14 protein-coding genes and 1 tRNA gene are annotated in these 17,761 nt (G+C 71.8%); 13 read left to right on the top strand and 2 right to left on the bottom strand.

Annotation, left to right across the window (positions count from 1 at the left end; genetic code table 11):
- The first annotated feature begins 210 nt into the window (after positions 1 to 210).
- Together OG432_RS03435 and OG432_RS03430 are read left to right on the top strand one after the other, a co-directional pair.
- Entirely contained in the window at positions 211 to 693 is a 483-nt protein-coding gene (locus OG432_RS03435) for a zinc ribbon domain-containing protein (protein WP_328307558.1), read from the top strand.
- A gap of 193 nt (positions 694 to 886) precedes the next feature.
- Entirely contained in the window at positions 887 to 1,309 is a 423-nt protein-coding gene (locus tag OG432_RS03430) for a hypothetical protein (protein WP_328307557.1), read from the top strand.
- A gap of 66 nt (positions 1,310 to 1,375) precedes the next feature.
- Here the strand turns inward: OG432_RS03430 and OG432_RS03425 are convergent, their stop codons facing one another.
- Positions 1,376 to 2,377 carry an alpha/beta hydrolase gene (locus tag OG432_RS03425; RefSeq protein ID WP_443058547.1) on the bottom strand — a complete coding sequence of 334 codons (1,002 nt, stop codon included), beginning with the start codon at positions 2,375 to 2,377 and terminating at the stop codon, positions 1,376 to 1,378.
- Positions 2,378 to 3,047: 670 nt separating this feature from the next.
- On the opposite strand from OG432_RS03425, the gene OG432_RS03420 reads away from it, so the two are divergent.
- The 7 genes from OG432_RS03420 (at position 3,048) to OG432_RS03390 (ending at position 10,458) form a co-directional block, all read left to right on the top strand.
- Entirely contained in the window at positions 3,048 to 3,935 is an 888-nt protein-coding gene (locus OG432_RS03420) for an NmrA family NAD(P)-binding protein (RefSeq protein WP_328307556.1), read from the top strand.
- A gap of 79 nt (positions 3,936 to 4,014) precedes the next feature.
- Positions 4,015 to 6,090 (top strand): transglycosylase domain-containing protein, encoded by a 2,076-nt coding sequence (locus tag OG432_RS03415; protein ID WP_328307555.1) that lies wholly within the window; start codon positions 4,015 to 4,017, stop codon positions 6,088 to 6,090.
- A 363-nt stretch (positions 6,091 to 6,453) separates the two neighbouring features.
- Complete coding sequence (locus tag OG432_RS03410) at positions 6,454 to 8,472, top strand: ATP-binding protein (RefSeq protein WP_328307553.1); 2,019 nt, start codon at positions 6,454 to 6,456, stop codon at positions 8,470 to 8,472.
- 7 nt (positions 8,473 to 8,479) lie between these two features.
- On the top strand, positions 8,480 to 8,914 hold the full coding sequence (locus tag OG432_RS03405; RefSeq protein WP_328307551.1) for a roadblock/LC7 domain-containing protein: 435 nt from the start codon (positions 8,480 to 8,482) through the stop codon (positions 8,912 to 8,914).
- A gap of 2 nt (positions 8,915 to 8,916) precedes the next feature.
- Entirely contained in the window at positions 8,917 to 9,288 is a 372-nt protein-coding gene (locus tag OG432_RS03400) for a DUF742 domain-containing protein (RefSeq protein WP_328307549.1), read from the top strand.
- Positions 9,266 to 9,883, top strand: coding sequence for a GTP-binding protein (locus OG432_RS03395; RefSeq protein WP_328307547.1), 618 nt, complete (start codon positions 9,266 to 9,268; stop codon positions 9,881 to 9,883). The genes OG432_RS03400 and OG432_RS03395 overlap by 23 nt, the downstream gene beginning before the upstream one ends.
- A 2-nt stretch (positions 9,884 to 9,885) precedes the next feature.
- Positions 9,886 to 10,458: a GAF domain-containing protein gene (locus OG432_RS03390; protein WP_328307545.1), complete on the top strand. Its 573-nt coding sequence runs from the start codon at positions 9,886 to 9,888 to the stop codon at positions 10,456 to 10,458.
- 24 nt (positions 10,459 to 10,482) lie between these two features.
- On the opposite strand, the gene OG432_RS03385 is transcribed toward OG432_RS03390, so the two are convergent.
- Complete coding sequence (locus tag OG432_RS03385; protein WP_328307543.1) at positions 10,483 to 11,691, bottom strand: acyl-CoA dehydrogenase family protein; 1,209 nt, start codon at positions 11,689 to 11,691, stop codon at positions 10,483 to 10,485.
- A 1,080-nt stretch (positions 11,692 to 12,771) separates the two neighbouring features.
- Here OG432_RS03385 and OG432_RS03380 point away from each other — a divergent pair.
- From OG432_RS03380 to OG432_RS03365, 4 genes are all read left to right on the top strand, one after another.
- Complete coding sequence (locus OG432_RS03380) at positions 12,772 to 13,968, top strand: Gfo/Idh/MocA family protein (protein WP_328307541.1); 1,197 nt, start codon at positions 12,772 to 12,774, stop codon at positions 13,966 to 13,968.
- A gap of 96 nt (positions 13,969 to 14,064) precedes the next feature.
- Positions 14,065 to 14,138: transfer RNA gene (locus OG432_RS03375), tRNA-Pro, on the top strand.
- Between the two features lie 307 nt (positions 14,139 to 14,445).
- On the top strand, positions 14,446 to 16,059 hold the full coding sequence (locus OG432_RS03370) for a Na+/H+ antiporter (protein WP_328307539.1): 1,614 nt from the start codon (positions 14,446 to 14,448) through the stop codon (positions 16,057 to 16,059).
- 191 nt (positions 16,060 to 16,250) lie between these two features.
- Entirely contained in the window at positions 16,251 to 17,750 is a 1,500-nt protein-coding gene (locus OG432_RS03365) for a flavin-containing monooxygenase (protein ID WP_328307537.1), read from the top strand.
- Positions 17,751 to 17,761 lie beyond the last annotated feature (11 nt).

Below are 17,761 nucleotides of genomic sequence, written 5' to 3'. Positions count from 1 at the left end.
CCCCCGCTCTGGCTTACGGTGGCCGGTGTTCCGCCTCACCTTCAGACTGCATCCGTGCGGCTGCGTGTGACGGTGCGACTCCGGAGAGTTGATGCGAGCTATACGCTTTTTGTCTTGCTCTTTGCAATACTTGCAATACGCATGTGTGTGACCGGCCGAAGGGGCGGCCCGGAGTGAAAAAGTGCTGGTCAATGGGAGGGTGACGGACTGATGGAACAGCAAAGTGCCCGAGTGGTGGCCGATCTCGGCCGGGAGCTCGCGGCGGCGTCGCTGCACACCGGTGGCGCGCTGTGGCGCCTGAGTGGGAGCGGTCGGGGGCTCGACGCGAACCTGCTGCGGCTGCCGCCCGGCCGCGCCATCGACGAGCACACGGACCTCCACCTCGACGTCCTGCTGGTCGTCCTCGAAGGCGCCGGGCAACTCCGCACCCACGAAGGCGTCCAGGAGCTGCGCCCCGTCACCGCGCTCTGGCTGCCCAAGGGCTCCCGCCGTGCCCTGGTCGCCGGCGTCGACGGCATGGGCTACCTCTCCGTGCACCCGCGCAGGCCCGGCCTCACCATCGGCGGGCCGCCGAGCGAGGAGGGCGGTGAGGCGGCGTGCCTCCTCGCGCAGGTGTGCCCGGAGTGCGGCCGGCTCGCCACCGAACGCGGCGCGCGCTTCTGCTGGAGCTGCGGCACGGCGCTGGAGGGGTGAGAGCGGCCCGACTTGTGGGTTCAGCACCCATGGGTCGGGCACCCATGGGTCGGGCACCCATGGCACAGCGGGGGGCTGTGATGCGGTGAAGTCGGGCCACTGTTCACGCCAACGGGTGAATCGGGGAATGGGCGTCCGGGTCGCCTTCGCGCCGTGCGCTGTGCTGGTGCACTGCATCCCGTGACGGGAATCCTTGGGGGAGTACGTGGGCGTCTTCGTGCTGTGTGCCTGGTTGCTGACCGCCGCTCTGGGCGGTTACCTCGCCCTCGTGTGGATCCGCCACGGCGGCCTGCGCCAGCGGGCACCCGGTGTGACGCGGCTGCCCCTGTGGCTGATCGGCGGCCATGTGCTCGTCGCGGTCGCGGGCCTCGCGGCCTGGGGTGGATACCTCCTGGGCGATCTGCGGAGTCTGGCCTGGGCGGCTTGCGCCGGCGTCCTGGTCGTGGCCGCGTTCGGCTTCACGATGCTGCTGCGCTGGCTGCCCAGTTCGGGACGGCACTCCACGGGCGGCACCACGGCGGAGCGCCATTTTCCGCTCACGGCGGTCGTCGCCCACGGCGTGTGCGCGGGCGCCACGGTGCTGCTGGTGCTGTTCGTGGTGATCCGCCAGATGTGACAGATGGGAGACGCGCCCGGGGCCGCCATGCCCACCCGCCCCAACTGCCGGGCGTGCAGGCCGAATTCAGGCCGGCGGTTTGCCGCTCGCGCCGGACTGGGCCAGGACGCGCCGCAGCCAGCGGGTGCGGGCGTCCCGGGCGTCCTGGCTGAGCGCGGCGCGCGGGGCGAAGGTGTCGAAGCCGTGGAAGGCGCCCGGCCACACATGCAGCTCGGCCTGGCCTCCGGCCCGCCAGATCGCGTCGGCGTAGGCGACGCCCTCGTCCCTGAAGGTCTCGGCCGAGCCGACCTCGACGTACGCCGGTGGCAGCCCCGTCAGATCCGTGGCGCGTGCGGGCGCGGCGTAGGGCGGTACGTCCGCCGTGCCGTACCGCTCGCCCAACAGGGCTTGCCACGCCGTCGCGTTGGAGGTCCGGTCCCAGATGTCGGCGCCGGCCATCTGGTGGGCCGAGAACGTGGCGCCGCGGTCGTCGAGCATGGGGCACAGGAGCAGTTGACCGACCGGCGCCGGGCCGCCCCGGTCGCGGGCGATCAGGGCGAGGGCCGCGGCGAGTCCGCCGCCCGCGCTCTTGCCGCCGACGACGATCCGGCCGGCGTCGACCCCCAGCGCCGCGGCGTGATCGGCGGCCCAGCACAGGCCGGCGTAGCAGTCCTCCACCGGCACCGGATACCGGGCCCGCGGTGCCAGCGGATACTCGACGGAGAGGACGGCGAGGCCCAGCGGGAGGGCCCACTCCCGCAGCACCTTGGGCAGGACGGACCAGGCGTTGCCCATGATCATTCCGCCGCCGTGGAGGTAGTACAGGAGGGGCAGCGGCCCGTCGGCTCCGGCGGGGCGCGCGCTCACGAGCGTGACCTCCCGCCCGTCCGACGCTCCCGGTACGCACAGCTCGGCCACCTCGAACAGGCCATCGGCGCACAGCTCCTGGACCGTGGGCCGGGGCCGCGCCGCGGCGTCCCGCTCCTGCCGGGCCGCGAGGTTCCCGGGCGTGAACGGTTCCCTGACGCCGGCCTCCAACGCGCCCAGCGCGGCGCGCAGTTCGGGGTCGAACGGGGGCGGGGGCGTCACCGGCCCCGCCGTACCCGCCGACCGGATGTCGCCGGACGCGCCGTCCGGGCCGCTACCGGAGGCGCCGTCCGCGCTCACGCCGGACCACCGTGCGACGTGCCCGCTCGCGATCCGGCGTCGCGTCCACGGCAGCGTGCGAGGGCGTCGGTACGGGCGGCATGCGCGGGAGCGAGAACCATGACACCCAGTCAAGCACCCGGGCGGACGCGGGACATGAGGGGCATCGACGTGGGGCCGAGCGGGCAACCGTCCCCGGCGCGAAGCGGCGGTCGGCCTGGTGGGCCGGCGCCCACGGCGGGAGGGGGCGGCGGCGGGCTGGTGGCCCTCCGCTGGTGGCCGCCCCGGCGGGCGCCGTCCGTCGGCAAGTCGCCCCTGCGGGTGGGCACCCCGGCCGGCCGAGGGGCAATTCGTTCGGCCGAGGGGGGGCGGCCGGAAGGCGTTCCGGGGCGGGTGGCATTCGAGGGGCGGATTCGGGAACGCGTGTTGCTGGCGGGCACCCGTCACCGCGTCGGCGATCCTGCCGACGTCTGCCCGCCCGTCCGGTGCCGCCCGCGGCCGCGGGTCCGCCGCCGCGGAGCCGGGCCGTCGAACGAGAGGCCGCCCGGTTCCGGCCCGGCCGTCGAACGAGAGGCCGCCCGGTTCCGGCCCGGCCGTCGAATGGGAGGACATCATGCAGATCGCCGTCACCACCCCGACCGGCAACGTCGGACGGCACGTCGTCGCCGCGCTGCTGCGGGCCGGCGTCCGCCCGCGCGTGCTGCTGCGCGAGCCCTCGCGGCTGGATCCCGACGTCAAGGACGTCGTGGACGCCGTGCGCGTCGACCAGTACGACGCCGCCTCCGTGGCGGCCGCCACCCGTGACGTGGACGCCCTGTTCTGGGTGGACCCGACCACCGGCAGCGAAGACCCCCTCGACGACTACGCCCGTGCCACCGCGAGCGTGGTCCGCGCCGTCACCGAGAACCGGATCGGCCGCGTCGTCTTCCAGAGCAGCGTCGGCGCCGAGAAGCGTCACGGCGCGGGCGAGATCGACGGCCTGGCCCACACGGAGAGCGCTCTCGATGCCCTCGGCATCGACGTGACCCATCTGCGCTGCGGCTACTTCTTCACCAACCTCGAACTGCAACTCGACGCGCTGCGCGCCGGCACCCTCCAGGTCGTCCTCCCGCTCGACCAGCCCATGGCCTGGGTCGCACCCCGCGACATCGCCGAGGTGGCCGTCGGGCGGCTGCTCTCGCCCGCCTGGTCGGGCCGGTGCGTCCAGGCGGTCCACGGCGCCGCCGACCTCACCTGGCGCGAGGTCGCCGGCATCGTCACGGCCGCCACGGGACGCCAGATCGGCGTCGAACGGATCACGGACGACGAGATGCGCGCGCAGCTCCACCGGGCCGGGATGACCGACGGCCTCGTGGAGGCGGTGCTCGGCATGTCGACCGGCCTGCGCGAGGACTTCGTACCCGAACAGCCGCGCACGGTACGCACCACCACCCCGACCACCCTCGCTTCCTGGGTCCACGATCACCTCAGGCACCTGATCGGCGACGGCGCGGCGGGGTAGGCCGGTCTCGCACCGCAACCGTCCGGCCGCCCGCCACCCCGAGGGTTGATTCATAGGTGTACTGCGTATGTTTCGCTGTATGCCCTTCACGCGTTCCCGTCCGGCCGGGCCCCCGGCCACCGGATCCCCCGTCACCCGTACCCTTCGCTTCCTCGGAGTGAGCGTCCTGGCGGGCGTCATGGCCGCCGGTATCGCGCTGCCGGTGGCGGGCGCGCTGGGGGTGGGCGCCAAATCCGCGGCGGAGAGCTTCAACAGTCTGCCCGACGAGTTCAAGACACCGCCGTTGTCGCAGGCGTCCAAGATCTTCGATGCCGACGGCGGGCTCATAGCCACGGTCTACGACCGCGACCGCACCGTGATACCCGGCGACCGGATCGCGCCGGTCATGCGCAAGGCGCTGGTCGACATCGAGGACAACCGGTTCTACCAGCACGGAGCCGTGGACCTGCAGGGCGTGCTGCGCGCGCTGAACAAGAACGCCGCCAGCGGAAGCGTGGCCCAGGGCGCCTCGACCCTCACCCAGCAGTACGTCAAGAACGTCTTCGTCGAGCAGGCGGGCACTGACCAGAAAGCGGTCCTCGAAGCCCAGCGCCAGACCATCGGCCGCAAGATCCAGGAGCTGCGGTACGCCATCGAGCTCGAACAGACCCTCCCCAAGGACCAGATCCTCACTAACTACCTCAACATCACGTTCTTCGGGGAGCAGGCGTACGGGATCGAGGCGGCCTCGGAGCGCTACTTCAGCGTCCATGCCAAGGACTTGACCCTGCCCCAGGCCGCCCTGCTGGCCGGGCTCGTCCAATCGCCGTCCATGTACGACCCGGTCACCAACGCCGCCCTCGCCAAGCAGCGCCGCGACACCGTCCTGAACAAGATGGCCGAGTACGGTTCGATCACCGCCGCCCAGGCCCAGCAGGCGATCGGCACGCCCATCAAGCTGCACATCAGCGCGCCGCGGCAGGGCTGCATCACCGCCCATCAGGGGGAGGGCTTCTTCTGCGACTACGTGCACCGGACCGTCCTGAGCGACCCGGCGTTCGGCAAGACGGCCGTCGAGCGGCGGGCGTTGTGGAGCAGGGGCGGGCTCCAGATCCACACGACGCTCTCCCCCAAGGCGCAGAAGGCCCTTCAGGATTCGGTCACCTCGCACGCGTACACCACGGACGACGCCGCCGCGGTGATGAGCCTCGTCCAGCCCGGTACCGGCAAGATCGTCGCGATGGGGCAGAGCCGTGACTACGGCCTGGGTGCGCATCAGACGGAGATCAACCTCAACGTCGGCACGAAGATGGGCGGCGGCCTCGGCTTCCCCACCGGCTCCACGTTCAAGCCGATCGTCGCGGCCGCGGCGCTGGAGCAGGGCACGAGCCCGAGTCAGCAGTACCCCGCGCCCTACTCCATGCCCTGGCCCGCCATGTCGGACTGCTCCGGCAACACCTACCCGGAGAACGGCGAGGTCCACAACGACAGCCACTCCCTGGTCGGGCCCTTCGCGATGCCGGACGCCATGGCCCAGTCCGTCAACACCTACTTCGCCGAGCTGGAGGCCGACACCGGGCTGTGCGAGGTGGCGAAGATGGCCAACTCGCTGGGCATCAAGGCCCAGGCGGGCGGCACCAAGCTCCAGGTGGTTCCCTCACTGACGCTCGGCAGTAATGACCTGACGCCGCTGGAGATGGCCAACGTGTACGCGACCTTCGCCAATCACGGCACGTACTGCACCCCGGTCGCCGTGACCTCGGTGACCAAGCCGGACGGCGGGAGCATCGCGGTGCCGCAGGCCGACTGCCACCAGGTGATGTCCCCGCAGACCGCCGACACCGTCACGACCATGCTCCTGGGCGTCGTGCAGGACGGCACCGGCAAGCCCGCCGGTCTCACCGACCGCGACAGCGCGGGCAAGACCGGCACCACCGACGACAGCAAGCAGGTCTGGTTCGCCGGCTTCACTCCCGAACTGTCCGGCGCGGCCGTGGTCAGTGACACCAGGAGCCCGCACGACCTCGACGGCCAGAGCATCGGCGGCACCACCGTCGGCCAGGCCTTCGGCGGCACCCTCGCGGGCCCCGTCTGGCGCGACTCCATCGAAGGTGCGCTCGCCGGAGTCCCCGCGGGCACCCTCACCACGACGACCCTGCCGGGATCGGACGGCTGAGGAGCGGCGACGGCGGGCGAGTCCGAAGCCGACCGATCAACGGCGGGGCCGGAGCGGGCGGGAGTCCGCTCCGGCCCCGCGCGCATCGCGGGCCCCGCGGTTGTGGCGCGCCGCGGGGCCGGAACGGCGACGGAAACGGTATGCGGCGTTCCGCTGCGGGCAGGGCGCGTTCTCGCAGGTTATCGATCTGCAGTGCGACGCGTCATACCAGAGTGGGACCCCTCCCGGGGAACTTTGGCAACAGCGCACCGAGGGTGTCGCACAGGCGACTACGGTGAGTGGTCGACGATCAAAATGGGCCTTACATCAGCCGAGTTGGGCCCGCCAGAGTGATCCATGGGACCCCACGCACCGAGGACGCCGATGTCTCATCTCCGCGCACCCGCAGCGCGGCCGGACCGCCGCGAGGGCGGACGGCACGGCCGCACCACCACCCGGCCGCAGCAGACCCAGAGCGATGCGGGCCACCCCGATCCGGCGCGCCGCGTCCCACGGGCCCCCGGCCCGCGCGCGGCGCCCGAATCCCGCATACGACCGCACCTGCTGCGCGCCGCCGTCCTGCCCGCCACCGTCGCGGTGCTCTGCGGCGCCGCGGCCGTCGCCTTCACCCTGCACTCCACCGGCAGGCACCCCTCCATGGGTCTCTGGGCGCTGCTCGCGGGCCTGGCCGTGCTGGCGCTCGCCGCCCTGGTCGCGGCCGGCATCGGCGCCGACCGGGCCGCCAAGACCGTGCTCGGCCGCGCCAACGGGCTGCGCCGTGGCAGCGCGAGGTCGGCCGCCGATCTGCGGACGGTCGTCGAGGCGCTGCGCCGAGGAGAGGGGCCGCCCGCGCGCCCGGCACCGGCCCAACTGCCGCCGGGTGCAGATGAGTTCGAGCTGCTGGCGCACGAGCTGACGCGCTCGCACGATGCGGCCGTGGTCGCCGTGGTGCAGGCCTCCCAGCTCTCCAGCAGCGTCGGCAACGAACAGAAGGTCGAGGTCTTCGTCAACCTCGCCCGCCGGCTTCAGTCCCTCGTGCACCGCGAGATCCAGCTCCTGGACGAGCTGGAGAACGAGGTCGAGGATCCCGAGCTGCTCAAGGGGCTCTTCCACGTCGACCACCTGGCCACCCGCATCCGCCGGCACGCCGAGAACCTCGCCGTCCTCGGCGGCGCCATCTCCCGGCGCCAGTGGTCCCACCCGGTCACCATGACCGAGGTGCTGCGCTCCTCGATCGCGGAGGTCGAGCAGTACCCGCGGGTCAAGCTGGTCCCGCCGATCGACGGGACGCTGCGCGGCCACGCCGTGGCCGATGTGATCCACCTGCTCGCCGAACTCGTCGAGAACGCCACGGTGTTCTCCGCCCCGCACACCCAAGTGCTGTTGCGCGCGCAGTTCGTGACGGCCGGGCTCGCCGTGGAGGTCGAGGACCGCGGCCTCGGCATGCCGGTCACCGAGCAGAACAAGATGAACGCGCTGCTCTGCGACCCCGACCAGGTCAACGTCGCCCATCTCCTCCAGGACGGCCGCATCGGGCTGTTCGTGGTCTCCGCGCTCGCCCGCAGGCACGGCATCGCGGTCCGGCTCCAGACCAACATCTACGGCGGAGTGCAGGCCGTACTGGTGCTGCCCCAGGGCCTGTTGGGCGCCGAGCCCGGCGACGGGAACCAGCAGGACCGTCCAGAGGCGCAGGTACAGGCGCAGGTGCAGGAGCCGGGCGCGGATCCGCAGAGCGCGGGGCGGATGGTCGCCGCGCCGCCCGCCCCCGACCCGGCCGCCCGCCTGGCCGAGCCGCCCGCGTCCCTTCCCCCCGCACCTCTGCCGGCCGGGCCCCTTACGGCGCCCTCGCCCGAACCGGCCCTCGCCCGCCCCGAACCCGTACAACCGGAACCCGTACAACCGGAACCCCTACAACCCGTACCCGTACAGTCGGAGCCCGTACATCGGGCGCCCTCCGCCGGTCTGCTGCCGCCGCCCCGGCACCCGCTGTCCGAGCCCACCACGGCCGGGCGCGGAAGCGGTCCGCTGCCCGTGCGCGGGGCGCACGAGGAGCGGCCCAACCCGGCCGCCGCGGCGCCCGGCGTCCACCACGGCGCGGCCGCCGAGAGCACCGAGCCCCGGCTGATCGTCGCGCCGAGATCCCAGAACGGCGCCGTGCGCGGCACCATGGGCCGCCCCGACCTGCCCAAACGCCGCAGCCAGGAACACCTCGTACCGCAGCTTCGGGACGCACCGGCACCGCGCAGGAACGACGAACACACCCTGCACGACCCGGGGTTGATGGCCGCCTTCCAGCGGGGCATCGGGCTCGCCGAGGCGCAGCAGAGCCCCACCGCACAACCGACCCACCAGTCACCCTCGGCGCTCCCGTCGGAAACGGACGCCGAACACTCCAAGGAGTAGATGCACCATGGCGAGCGATGCGCCGACCGGACACGTCTCGGACCTCGACTGGCTGCTGAGCGGACTGGTCCAGCGGGTTCCCTACACCCGCAATGCGGTTCTGCTCTCCTGCGACGGTCTGGTGAAATCCGTTCACGGCCTCGACCCCGACAGCGCCGACCACATGGCGGCCCTCGCCTCCGGCCTCTACTCGCTGGGCCGCAGCGCAGGCGCGCGCTTCGGCGACGGGGGAGAGGTCAGGCAGGTGGTGGTGGAGCTCGACTCCACGCTGCTGTTCGTCTCCACCGCGGGCTCGGGCACCTGTCTCGCCGTCCTCGCCGGCCGGGAGACGGACGCGGCGGTCCTCGGCTACGAGATGGCCATGCTGGTCAAGAGCGTACGTCCCTACCTCGTGACGCCGGCCAGGCAGGGCGCCGGAGCGCCGAGCGGCCTGAGGGGCTGACCGTGGCGTCCTCACAGGACGGGCCGTGGCTCGACGACGCGGCCGGTCGCCTGATCCGCCCCTACACGGTGAGCAACGGCCGCACCAGGCCCACCGCGGCCCTGGACCTGCTGTCCCAGATCATGGCCACCGGCACCCTTCCCCAGACGCATCTGGGCCCCGAACACTCACAGGCGCTCGGCCTGTGCAAGGGCCCCACGTCGGTGGCGGAGATCTCGGCCCATCTGCGGCTGCCCGCCGTCGTCACCAAAGTGCTCCTTTCCGATCTGGTGGACTGCGGTGCGGTGACCGCACGGGCACCGCGCTCCACGCATGCGCCCACCGACCGATCTCTGCTGGAGGCAGTGCTCGATGGCCTACGACGACGGCTGTGACGCCCGCCCCGCCGGGGACGCCGTGGACCTGTTCCCGACCGCGCTGAAGATCCTCGTCGCGGGCGGGTTCGGGGTCGGCAAGACGACCTTTGTCGGAGCGGTGAGCGAGATCGAACCGCTCTCCACCGAGGAGCTCCTCACCACGGTCAGCGTGGCGCACGACAGCCTCGAAGGGATCGAGTCCAAGACCACCACCACGGTCGCCATGGACTTCGGCCGCATCACCCTCGACGACCGCCACGTGCTCTACCTCTTCGGCACGCCCGGACAGGAACGCTTCTGGTTCATGTGGGACGAGCTGTCCGAAGGGGCGCTCGGCGCGGTGATCCTCGCCGACACCCGCAGACTCGACGCATGCTTCGCCGCCGTCGACTTCTTCGAGCGGCGCGGCATCCAGTTCCTCGTCGCCGTCAACGAGTTCGACGGTTCGTACCGCTACGACCCGGAGGAGGTGCGGGCCGCCATAGACCTCAAGCCCGAGGTGCCCGTCGTGCTGTGCGACGCCCGCATCGGCAGCTCCGGCATCCGGACGCTGGTCACCCTCGTCCAGCATCTGCTCGCCACCGTCCCGGCAGCCACCAGCCATGGAGCCTGACTATGACGTACGACCCGACCGGACACCTTCTGCTCACCCCCGTCGACCGGGAGGCACCGGTCCGCGTGCAGCGGCTGCGGCAGCTGGGCATGGGGCAGCTGCCCGATCCGGCCTTCGACGAGTTCGCGCGCAAGCTCGCCGAGGTGACCGGCGCCCCCTTCTCGATGGTCAACTTCATCGATGAGAACCAGCAGTTCTTCGCCGGCCTGCACACCCCGAACGGCGCCCACACCGGTTCGGACCTGGGCGCCGCGGTCGCCGGGGCCGGCGGGGTGAGCCGGATCATGGCCCGCGACCACGGGTACTGCCCCCACGTCGTGGTGCGGCGCAAGGCCCTGGTCCTTGAGGACGTGTGCGACTACCCCAGGTTCGCGGGCAATCCGGTGGTGGACGAGATCGGCATCCGCTCCTATCTCGGAGCGCCGCTCATCGACCGTACGGGCATCGCCCTGGGCACCATCTGCGTGGTCGACACCGAACCCCGGCCGTGGGGCCGGGCCGGCCTCGAGACGATCAAGTCGATGGCGGCGGAACTGATCGAACAGATCCACCGGCGCGAGGACGGCCGCATCTGAGCCGTCCCCGCGGTGCACCGGTGGTCAGTGGGAGGCCGCGGCCGGCTCCTGATCACGCACCAGCTCGGAGAGCCGCTGCGACCACTGGCCCTTCGCCGTGCCCAGCGCGATCTCGGCCAGTCTCAGGAACTGGATGTCGGAGGTTCCGGCCGGGGCGAAGATGTGGTGGGCGTCGCGCAGATACCGCTCGATGGGGCGGTCGGTGAACAGACCGGCCGCCGCATGGATCTCCATGGCGTTGCGCGCCGAGTCGAGAGCCGACTCGACGTTGACGACCTTGGCGTTCATCAGCTCGGCGTCACAGGGCAGCCCCTGGTCGAGCAGCTGGACCGCGTGGTAGGCGACCAGCCGCGCCGTCATCACCCGTGACTGCAACTGTCCCAACTTGATTTTGATGTTGGGCAGTTCGTGCAGCGGCTTTCCGTAACGGATGCGTTCACGGCAGAACGTCGTGGTCTCCTCCAGGATCGCCTGATGGATGCCGAGCGACACGGCCGTGAGGTTGGCCCGCCCGTACAGGACGCTGGAGGAGTACGCGACGGCGAGACCGTCCCCCTCCTCGCCCAGCCGGTTGGCCGCCGGCACACGGCAGTTGTCGAAGCGGACCTCGCCGAAACTGAACCCGTGCAGCCCCATCGACTCGCGGTGCTCGCCCAGCGAGAAGCCGGGCCGGTCGGACTCGACCAGGAAGGCCGAGAGCCCCTGGGAGCCCGGTCCGGTGCGCAGGATCACCCCGTGGAGATCGCCCACATGGCTGTTGCCCACATAAATCTTTCGGCCATTGAGGACGTAGTCGTCGCCGTCGCGCACCGCGCTCGCGGCCATGCCGAGCACGTGCCCGCCCGACTCGGGCTCGGTGACCGCGATCGTCGGCAGGCACTCTCCCGCCGCGACGGCCGGGAGCCACCTCTTGCGCTGCTCCTCGCTGCCGAAGTGCAGGATCTTGGCGACGCCGAGCTGCGAGGCCTGCACCATGGCGCCCATCGCGCCGCTGACCCGTGACAGCTCCTCGATGATGATGGTCTTGCCCAGGTGCCCGACCCCCATGCCGCCGTACTCGGGGCTCACCGTGGCCCCTATCCAGCCCTGGCGTGCGATGAGCCGCGACAGCTCGTGCTGGACGGTCCGGGCCGTTTCCATCCCGGCTATCCGCGGCCGTACCTCGTGTTCGGCGAAGTGCCTTACATCTTCCCTGAGTTGCTGGTGCGGTCGGCTGGTGAAGTCTCCGTACATCCGCGAGCCCTCCTCCGCGAAAACGCCTGCCGTGGGGGGTGGCCCCGGCAGGTGGTGCATCGGCAGCGGTCCCCTCCCGAAGGGGCCGACTTCTCTCCTGCGGTGGATCACTGTCGGTTTTTACTCATTCGTCGTCAACCTTGGCCAGAATCAAGCGAGTTGGCGTTTCAAAGACGATGTGTTGTGGGGGACTCGGCCCCGTCCGGCCCCCGTCGATTGCATCCCCTTCACACAAGTTTCTGCCACATGCCCACGGCAAAGGTTTCGTGGGCAAGTGGCACTGAGGGACAGGAAGCGGAATCGCATGGGCACGGTCGTGACATCTGAGGACAAGTGCAGAACCGATTCAGCTTCGACCGTGACGAAAGTGGACTCTCCTTCACGCGTGTGAGTGAACGAGGCGGGGGCTCGCCGCGGCGTCCGCGGGCACCGAGGCGCCGCGGGGGTGGCGGGGGGTGGCGGAGCGAGGCATCCGGCCGGCGTGGCGAACCGAACGCGGGTGCCCCGTGCACCTGGTCGCGAGGGCGGCCCTGCCGCCCGTACGGCGCCGCTGACCTGGTGATCTTCCGGCGGTTCCGGGGAGTCGGCGAAGAGGCCGGGAGGGGGCGGAGCGGGCGTGCGACCCGGGGCGCGAGGGGTGGCGCTCGGCGGGCAGGGGCCGGCACGGGAGGCGCGCGCGGGATCGGTCCCACGGCCGTGAACTGCGGATCCCCCCATCGATAAGGGGAATCGCAGCCGCTCCGGGCGGCGTGTGGGACCCTTGCCGTGTTCTTTCGCTTGAGGTCGGGGACGGCGCATTGGGGCGAGGACCGGCGCGAAGGGGGCATGACGGTGGTGTGGGGCGCGCGACGGAGTGTGCGATGCGGAATCGGACGCCTCCCTGGCCGGACGCTCGCCGAGCCGGCGCACTCGGACCGGTGAACGCCCGCATCAAGACACGCGCCGCCGCGAAGCACCGCGGGCCGGGCGCGCGGCCCGCGCCGCCGCGGAGACCCGTGCCGTCCCCGGGGTGTGGGGAAATGGTGAGGAATCCGGCCACGCGGCGGGCCGCCGACACAGCCCCACGGGAAGGAAGTTGACATGGAAGACCTCCGTATCGGTGTCATCGGATACGGCCTGCGCGGCAGCATCGCGCGCACCGCGCACCGTCCGGGGCGCGGCGCCGCCGTCGCGGCCTTCGCCGACCCCGACCCCCTGGCACGGGAGGCGGCCGCCGCGGCGTTCCCCGGAGCGTGGTCCGCCGTCGACCACCGCAAGGTGATCGAGGCCCCGGACATCGACGCCCTGCTCGTCCTCACCCCCGACCACACCCACGCCGACCTCGCCTGCGCCGCCCTGCGGGCCGGCAAGCCGGTCTTCGTCGAGAAGCCCCTCGACATCACGGTCGAGCGGTGCGACGAGATCCTGCGCACGGCGCGCTCGACCGGAACCCGACTGTACGTGGGCCACAACATGCGGCACATGCCCGTCGTGCGGCTGATGCGCGACCTCGTCCGGCGCGGCGCCATCGGCACCGTCAAGACGGTCTGGGTGCGTCACTTCGTGGGGTACGGCGGCGACTGGTACTTCAAGGACTGGCACGCCGAGCGTCAGTACACCACCGGCCTCCTGCTCCAGAAGGCGGCGCACGACATCGACGTACTGCACTGGCTGTCGGGCGGTTACGCACGCGACGTCCAGGCCATGGGCGACCTGATGGTGTACGGAGACAACCCGCACCGCCGCGCTCCGGGCGAGCCGAAGGCCGAGGACTGGTACACCAAGGACGGCCACTGGCCGCCGCACACCCAGCGCGCGCTGAACCCGGTGATCGACATCGAGGACGTGTCCCTGCTCAACATGCGCCTGGACAACGGTGTCCTCGCCTCGTACCAGCAGTGCCACTTCACCCCCGACTACTGGCGCAACTACACGGTCATCGGTGACGCGGGCCGCCTGGAGAACTTCGGCGACGGCCCCGGCGGCCAGGTCAAGGTCTGGAACGCCCGGCGCTCCGGGTACCGGGCCGAGCCCGACGAGACGTACGCGATCCCCGGGAACGGCGGCGGCCGTGGGCACGCCGGGGCGGATCCGCTGATCATGGACGAGTTCCTGCGCTTCGCGCGCGACGGCGGAGCCACCGACACCTCGCCCGTCGCGGCCCGGATGGCGGTCGCCGCCGGCTACGAGGCCACGGCCTCTTTGCGCACCGGCGGCAGCCCCCGCCAGGTCCCCCCGCTCGACCCGGAGCTCGCGGCGTACTTCGAGCGGGGGCAGCGGGCGGACCCGGCGGCCTGAGGGAGCCTGAGGGAAAGGGGTTCGTGACCACCCGGGTAAGTGCGGTATTGTTCTCATGCACGAACGGCCGGGGGAAACCCCAGGTCAGACGGGCATCGGGACGTGGCGCAGCTTGGTAGCGCACTTGACTGGGGGTCAAGGGGTCGCAGGTTCAAATCCTGTCGTCCCGACTCGAAAGAGTCGCAGATCAGGGCCGGTATCGGAGACATCCGACACCGGCCCTTCGGTCTTTCCGTCCAGTGGCACTCACCGGGGGCGCCCCCCAGCGGCCCCCCGGAAGAACCCGCCCAGCGGTCCACCCCGTGGCGGCCCCCGTGTGAGGCGGTCGCCAGAACCCCGGATTGCCGGGCCACCGGCCGCCCGGCGTTCCTGGCCGATGCGCATGCGCCCGGCAGGGCCGACACCCGGGTGCCGGGGCCGGATACCGCGCACGCGCACGGCACAGTTGAGGCATCGCCGTGTCTGAGGGAGGAACGTGTGCTCGGTCTGGAGCTTGTCGTGCTGTTGGGGGTCGCCGTGCTGGTCGGCTCCGCGCTCGGCGACCGGCTGCGCATCGCGCCGCCCGTGGTGCTCATGGTCATGGGCGTGCTGATCGGCCTGATCCCCGCGCTCCGGAAGGTGGAACTGCCGTCCGAAGTGGTGCTGTTGCTGTTCCTGCCCCCGCTCCTCGCCTGGGAGAGCCTCAACACGTCCCTGCGGGAGATCCGCCGCCACCTCACGGACGTCGCGCTGGCCGCCACGGTCCTGGTCATCGCCTCCGCGGCGTCCGTGGCCTGCGTCGCGCACGGACTGGGGATCGGCTGGGGCCCGGCCTGGGTGCTGGGCGCGGCGGTCGCGCCGACCGACGCGACCGCGGTCAACGTCGTGGCCCGGCTGCTGCCGCGCAGGGACGTCACGCTGCTGCGCGCCGAGAGCCTGCTCAACGACGGCACGGCGCTCGTCGTCTACGGCATCGCGGTCGGGGTGACCGTCGGCACGGAGCACATCACCGCCCCCCACGTCGGATGGCTGTTCGCCCTCGGGTACGGCGGCGGAGCGCTGATCGGGCTGGCCACGGGCACGGTCGTGCAGTGGCTGCGGGCCCGGATGGCGCAGACGGACGCGTTGCGCGGGCAGGTGCTGTTGCTGCTCGCCCCGTTCTCCGCGTATCTCGTCGCCGAGGACATCGACGCCTCGGGCGTGGTCGCCGTCGTGGTGTGCGGCCTCATGCTCAGCCAGAGCGGGCCGCGCACCGTGCGGGCCGAGGTGCGCGTTCAGGCGCAGAACTTCTGGATGGTCGCCACCTACCTTCTCAACGGCTCCCTGTTCGTGCTCATCGGGGTCGAACTCGACTATTCGGTCCGCACGATGGGCGACGCCGAGACCCCGCGCGCCCTCGCCACCGGGTTCGCCGTGGCCGGCACGCTCATCGCCGTCCGCTTCGCCTACTACTTCGGCGTCGCCGCGTTCTTCCGGATCGTCCGCGGAGGCACCGCCCGCGCCTCCGGTACGACGTACTCGCGCCGCCGGCTGACCGTGAGCGCCCTGTCCGGGTTCCGCGGGTCGATCTCGCTGGCCGCCGTGCTCGGTGTGCCCGCCCGCCTCGACGACGGTGCGGCCTTCCCGTCCCGTCAGCTCGTCGTCTTCGTCACCGGCGTGGTGATCGTCGTGACGATGGCGCAGGCACTGATCCTGCCGTGGGTGGTGCGCTGGGCGCGGATCCCGCACGACCGGACCGTCGCCCGGGAGGAGTGGCTCGCCGAGTCGGCGGCGCTCGAGTCCGCGCTCGCGGCCCTGCCCGGCCTGGCCGCCCGCCTGGAGACGGCGCCCACCGTGCGGGAGGCGGTCCTGCGCTCCCACCAGCTGCGGGCGGACACCGTGGCACAGCGCTGCGCCACGATCCCCGACGATCCCGAGGAACGCGCCGTCCACCCGGTGCGCCTCACCGACGACCACACGGCGCTCAGCCTCGCCCTCCTCGCCGAGCGCCGGGCGGTCGTCATCCGGCTGCGGGACACGGGCGACATCGACGACACCGTGCTGCGCCGCCTGCAGGGCCGGCTCGACACCGAGGAGCTCCACCTGCTGGGGCACGCCCCGGTGGGGGAGTGAGCGGGGCCCACCTCCGCATCGAAGTGACCCACATCACGTTACCGGCGGTATCTGAAACGTTGTGTCGCAGGTAAATTGCGAGGAGGCGCACGGGTGTCACCACAAGCCTGAGCAAGCGTCAGCGCCCCGAGCGGCAGCGGCTTTCCGCCCTTCCCCGTTCAGGTGCCACGAGCGAGAGCGAGGTCTGCGCGATGGAGCAGCAGCATGTCGACGTCCTGGTCGTCGGCGCCGGCATATCCGGCATCAGCGCCGCGTGCCATGTCCTGCGGGACAATCCCGGCGCCTCGGTCGTCGTGCTCGAGCGGCGCGCCCGCGTCGGCGGCACCTGGGACCTGTTCCGGTATCCCGGCATCCGCTCCGACTCCGACATGGCCACCTTCGGGTTCGGCTTCCGGCCCTGGCGCCAGGCCCGCATTCTCGCCGAGGGCGCGGACATCCGGAATTACGTCGAGGACGCCGCCGCCGACGCGGGGGTGCTGGAGCGCATCCGCTTCGGCCGCCGCGCCATCAGCGCGGACTTCTCGCACACCGACGGCCGGTGGACGGTCGACGTCGAGGACGAGACCACCGGCGAGCGCGAGTCCTACAGTGCGGGCTACCTCGTCGGCGCGACCGGCTACTACGACTACGACGAGCCCTACCGCCCCGAGTTCCCCGGCGAGGCGGACTACCGGGGCACGCTCGTCCACCCCCAGCAGTGGCCCGAGGACCTCGACCACACGGACCGGCGCGTGGTCGTCATCGGCTCCGGCGCCACCGCCATCACCCTGCTCCCCGCCCTCGCCGGCGCCGCCGCGAGCGTCACCATGCTGCAGCGCTCGCCCACGTACATCCTCGCCCTGCCCGAGGTCGACCCGGTCACCTCCCTCCTGCAGAAGCTGCGTGCCCCGGCCCGGCTCACCCACGCGATCGCCCGCACCCGCAACATCGCGCTGCAGCGCGGGAGTTACGCCTTCTGCCGCAAGTACCCCCGGCTCGCCCGCAAGGTCCTGCTGGGTCTCGTGCGGGTCCGGGCCGGCAAGAGCGTCGACATGCGTCACTTCAGCCCGCGCTACAAGCCCTGGGACCAGCGGCTGTGCGTGGTCCCCGGCGGCGACCTGTTCAAGGTGCTCAGGAGCGGCAAGGCCGCCATCGCCACCGACCACATCGACACGTTCACCGCCGACGGCATCCGGCTGAAGTCCGGCGAGGAGCTGAAGGCCGACATCGTCGTCACCGCCACCGGGCTGAACGTCCGCCTCCTGGGCGGCATGGCACTCACCGTCGACGGCGACCCGGTGGACGTCACCAACCGCGTGCTCTACAAGGCCGTCCTGCTGGAGGGCGTGCCCAACATGTCCCTCGTCATCGGGTACACCAACGCCTCCTGGACCCTGAAGGCCGACCTGGCGGCCGGCTACACCGCCCGCCTCGTCGCGCACATGCGGCGTCACGGCCACGACATCGCCACCCCGGTGGCCCGCGATGCCGACCGCTCGGAGTTCTCCGTCATGGGCGAGGCGCTGACCTCCGGCTACATCGCGCGGGCCGACAAGGCCATGCCGCGCCAGGGCACCCGCGACCCGTGGCGGCTGTGGAACAACTACTACCGCGACCGCGCCATGCTGCGCGGCGCCCCCATCGAGGACGCACCGCTCCGCTTCGGCAAGGCGGCCCCGTCCGGCGCCCAGGAACAGACCCGCGCCGCTTGACCGGCGCGGCC

It is taken from the genome of Streptomyces sp. NBC_00442 (genome assembly GCF_036014195.1).
In the GTDB taxonomy this organism is placed as follows: domain Bacteria; phylum Actinomycetota; class Actinomycetes; order Streptomycetales; family Streptomycetaceae; genus Streptomyces.
Note: the sequence above shows the minus strand (reverse complement) of the source record. Positions and strands in the feature narration are given on the sequence as shown.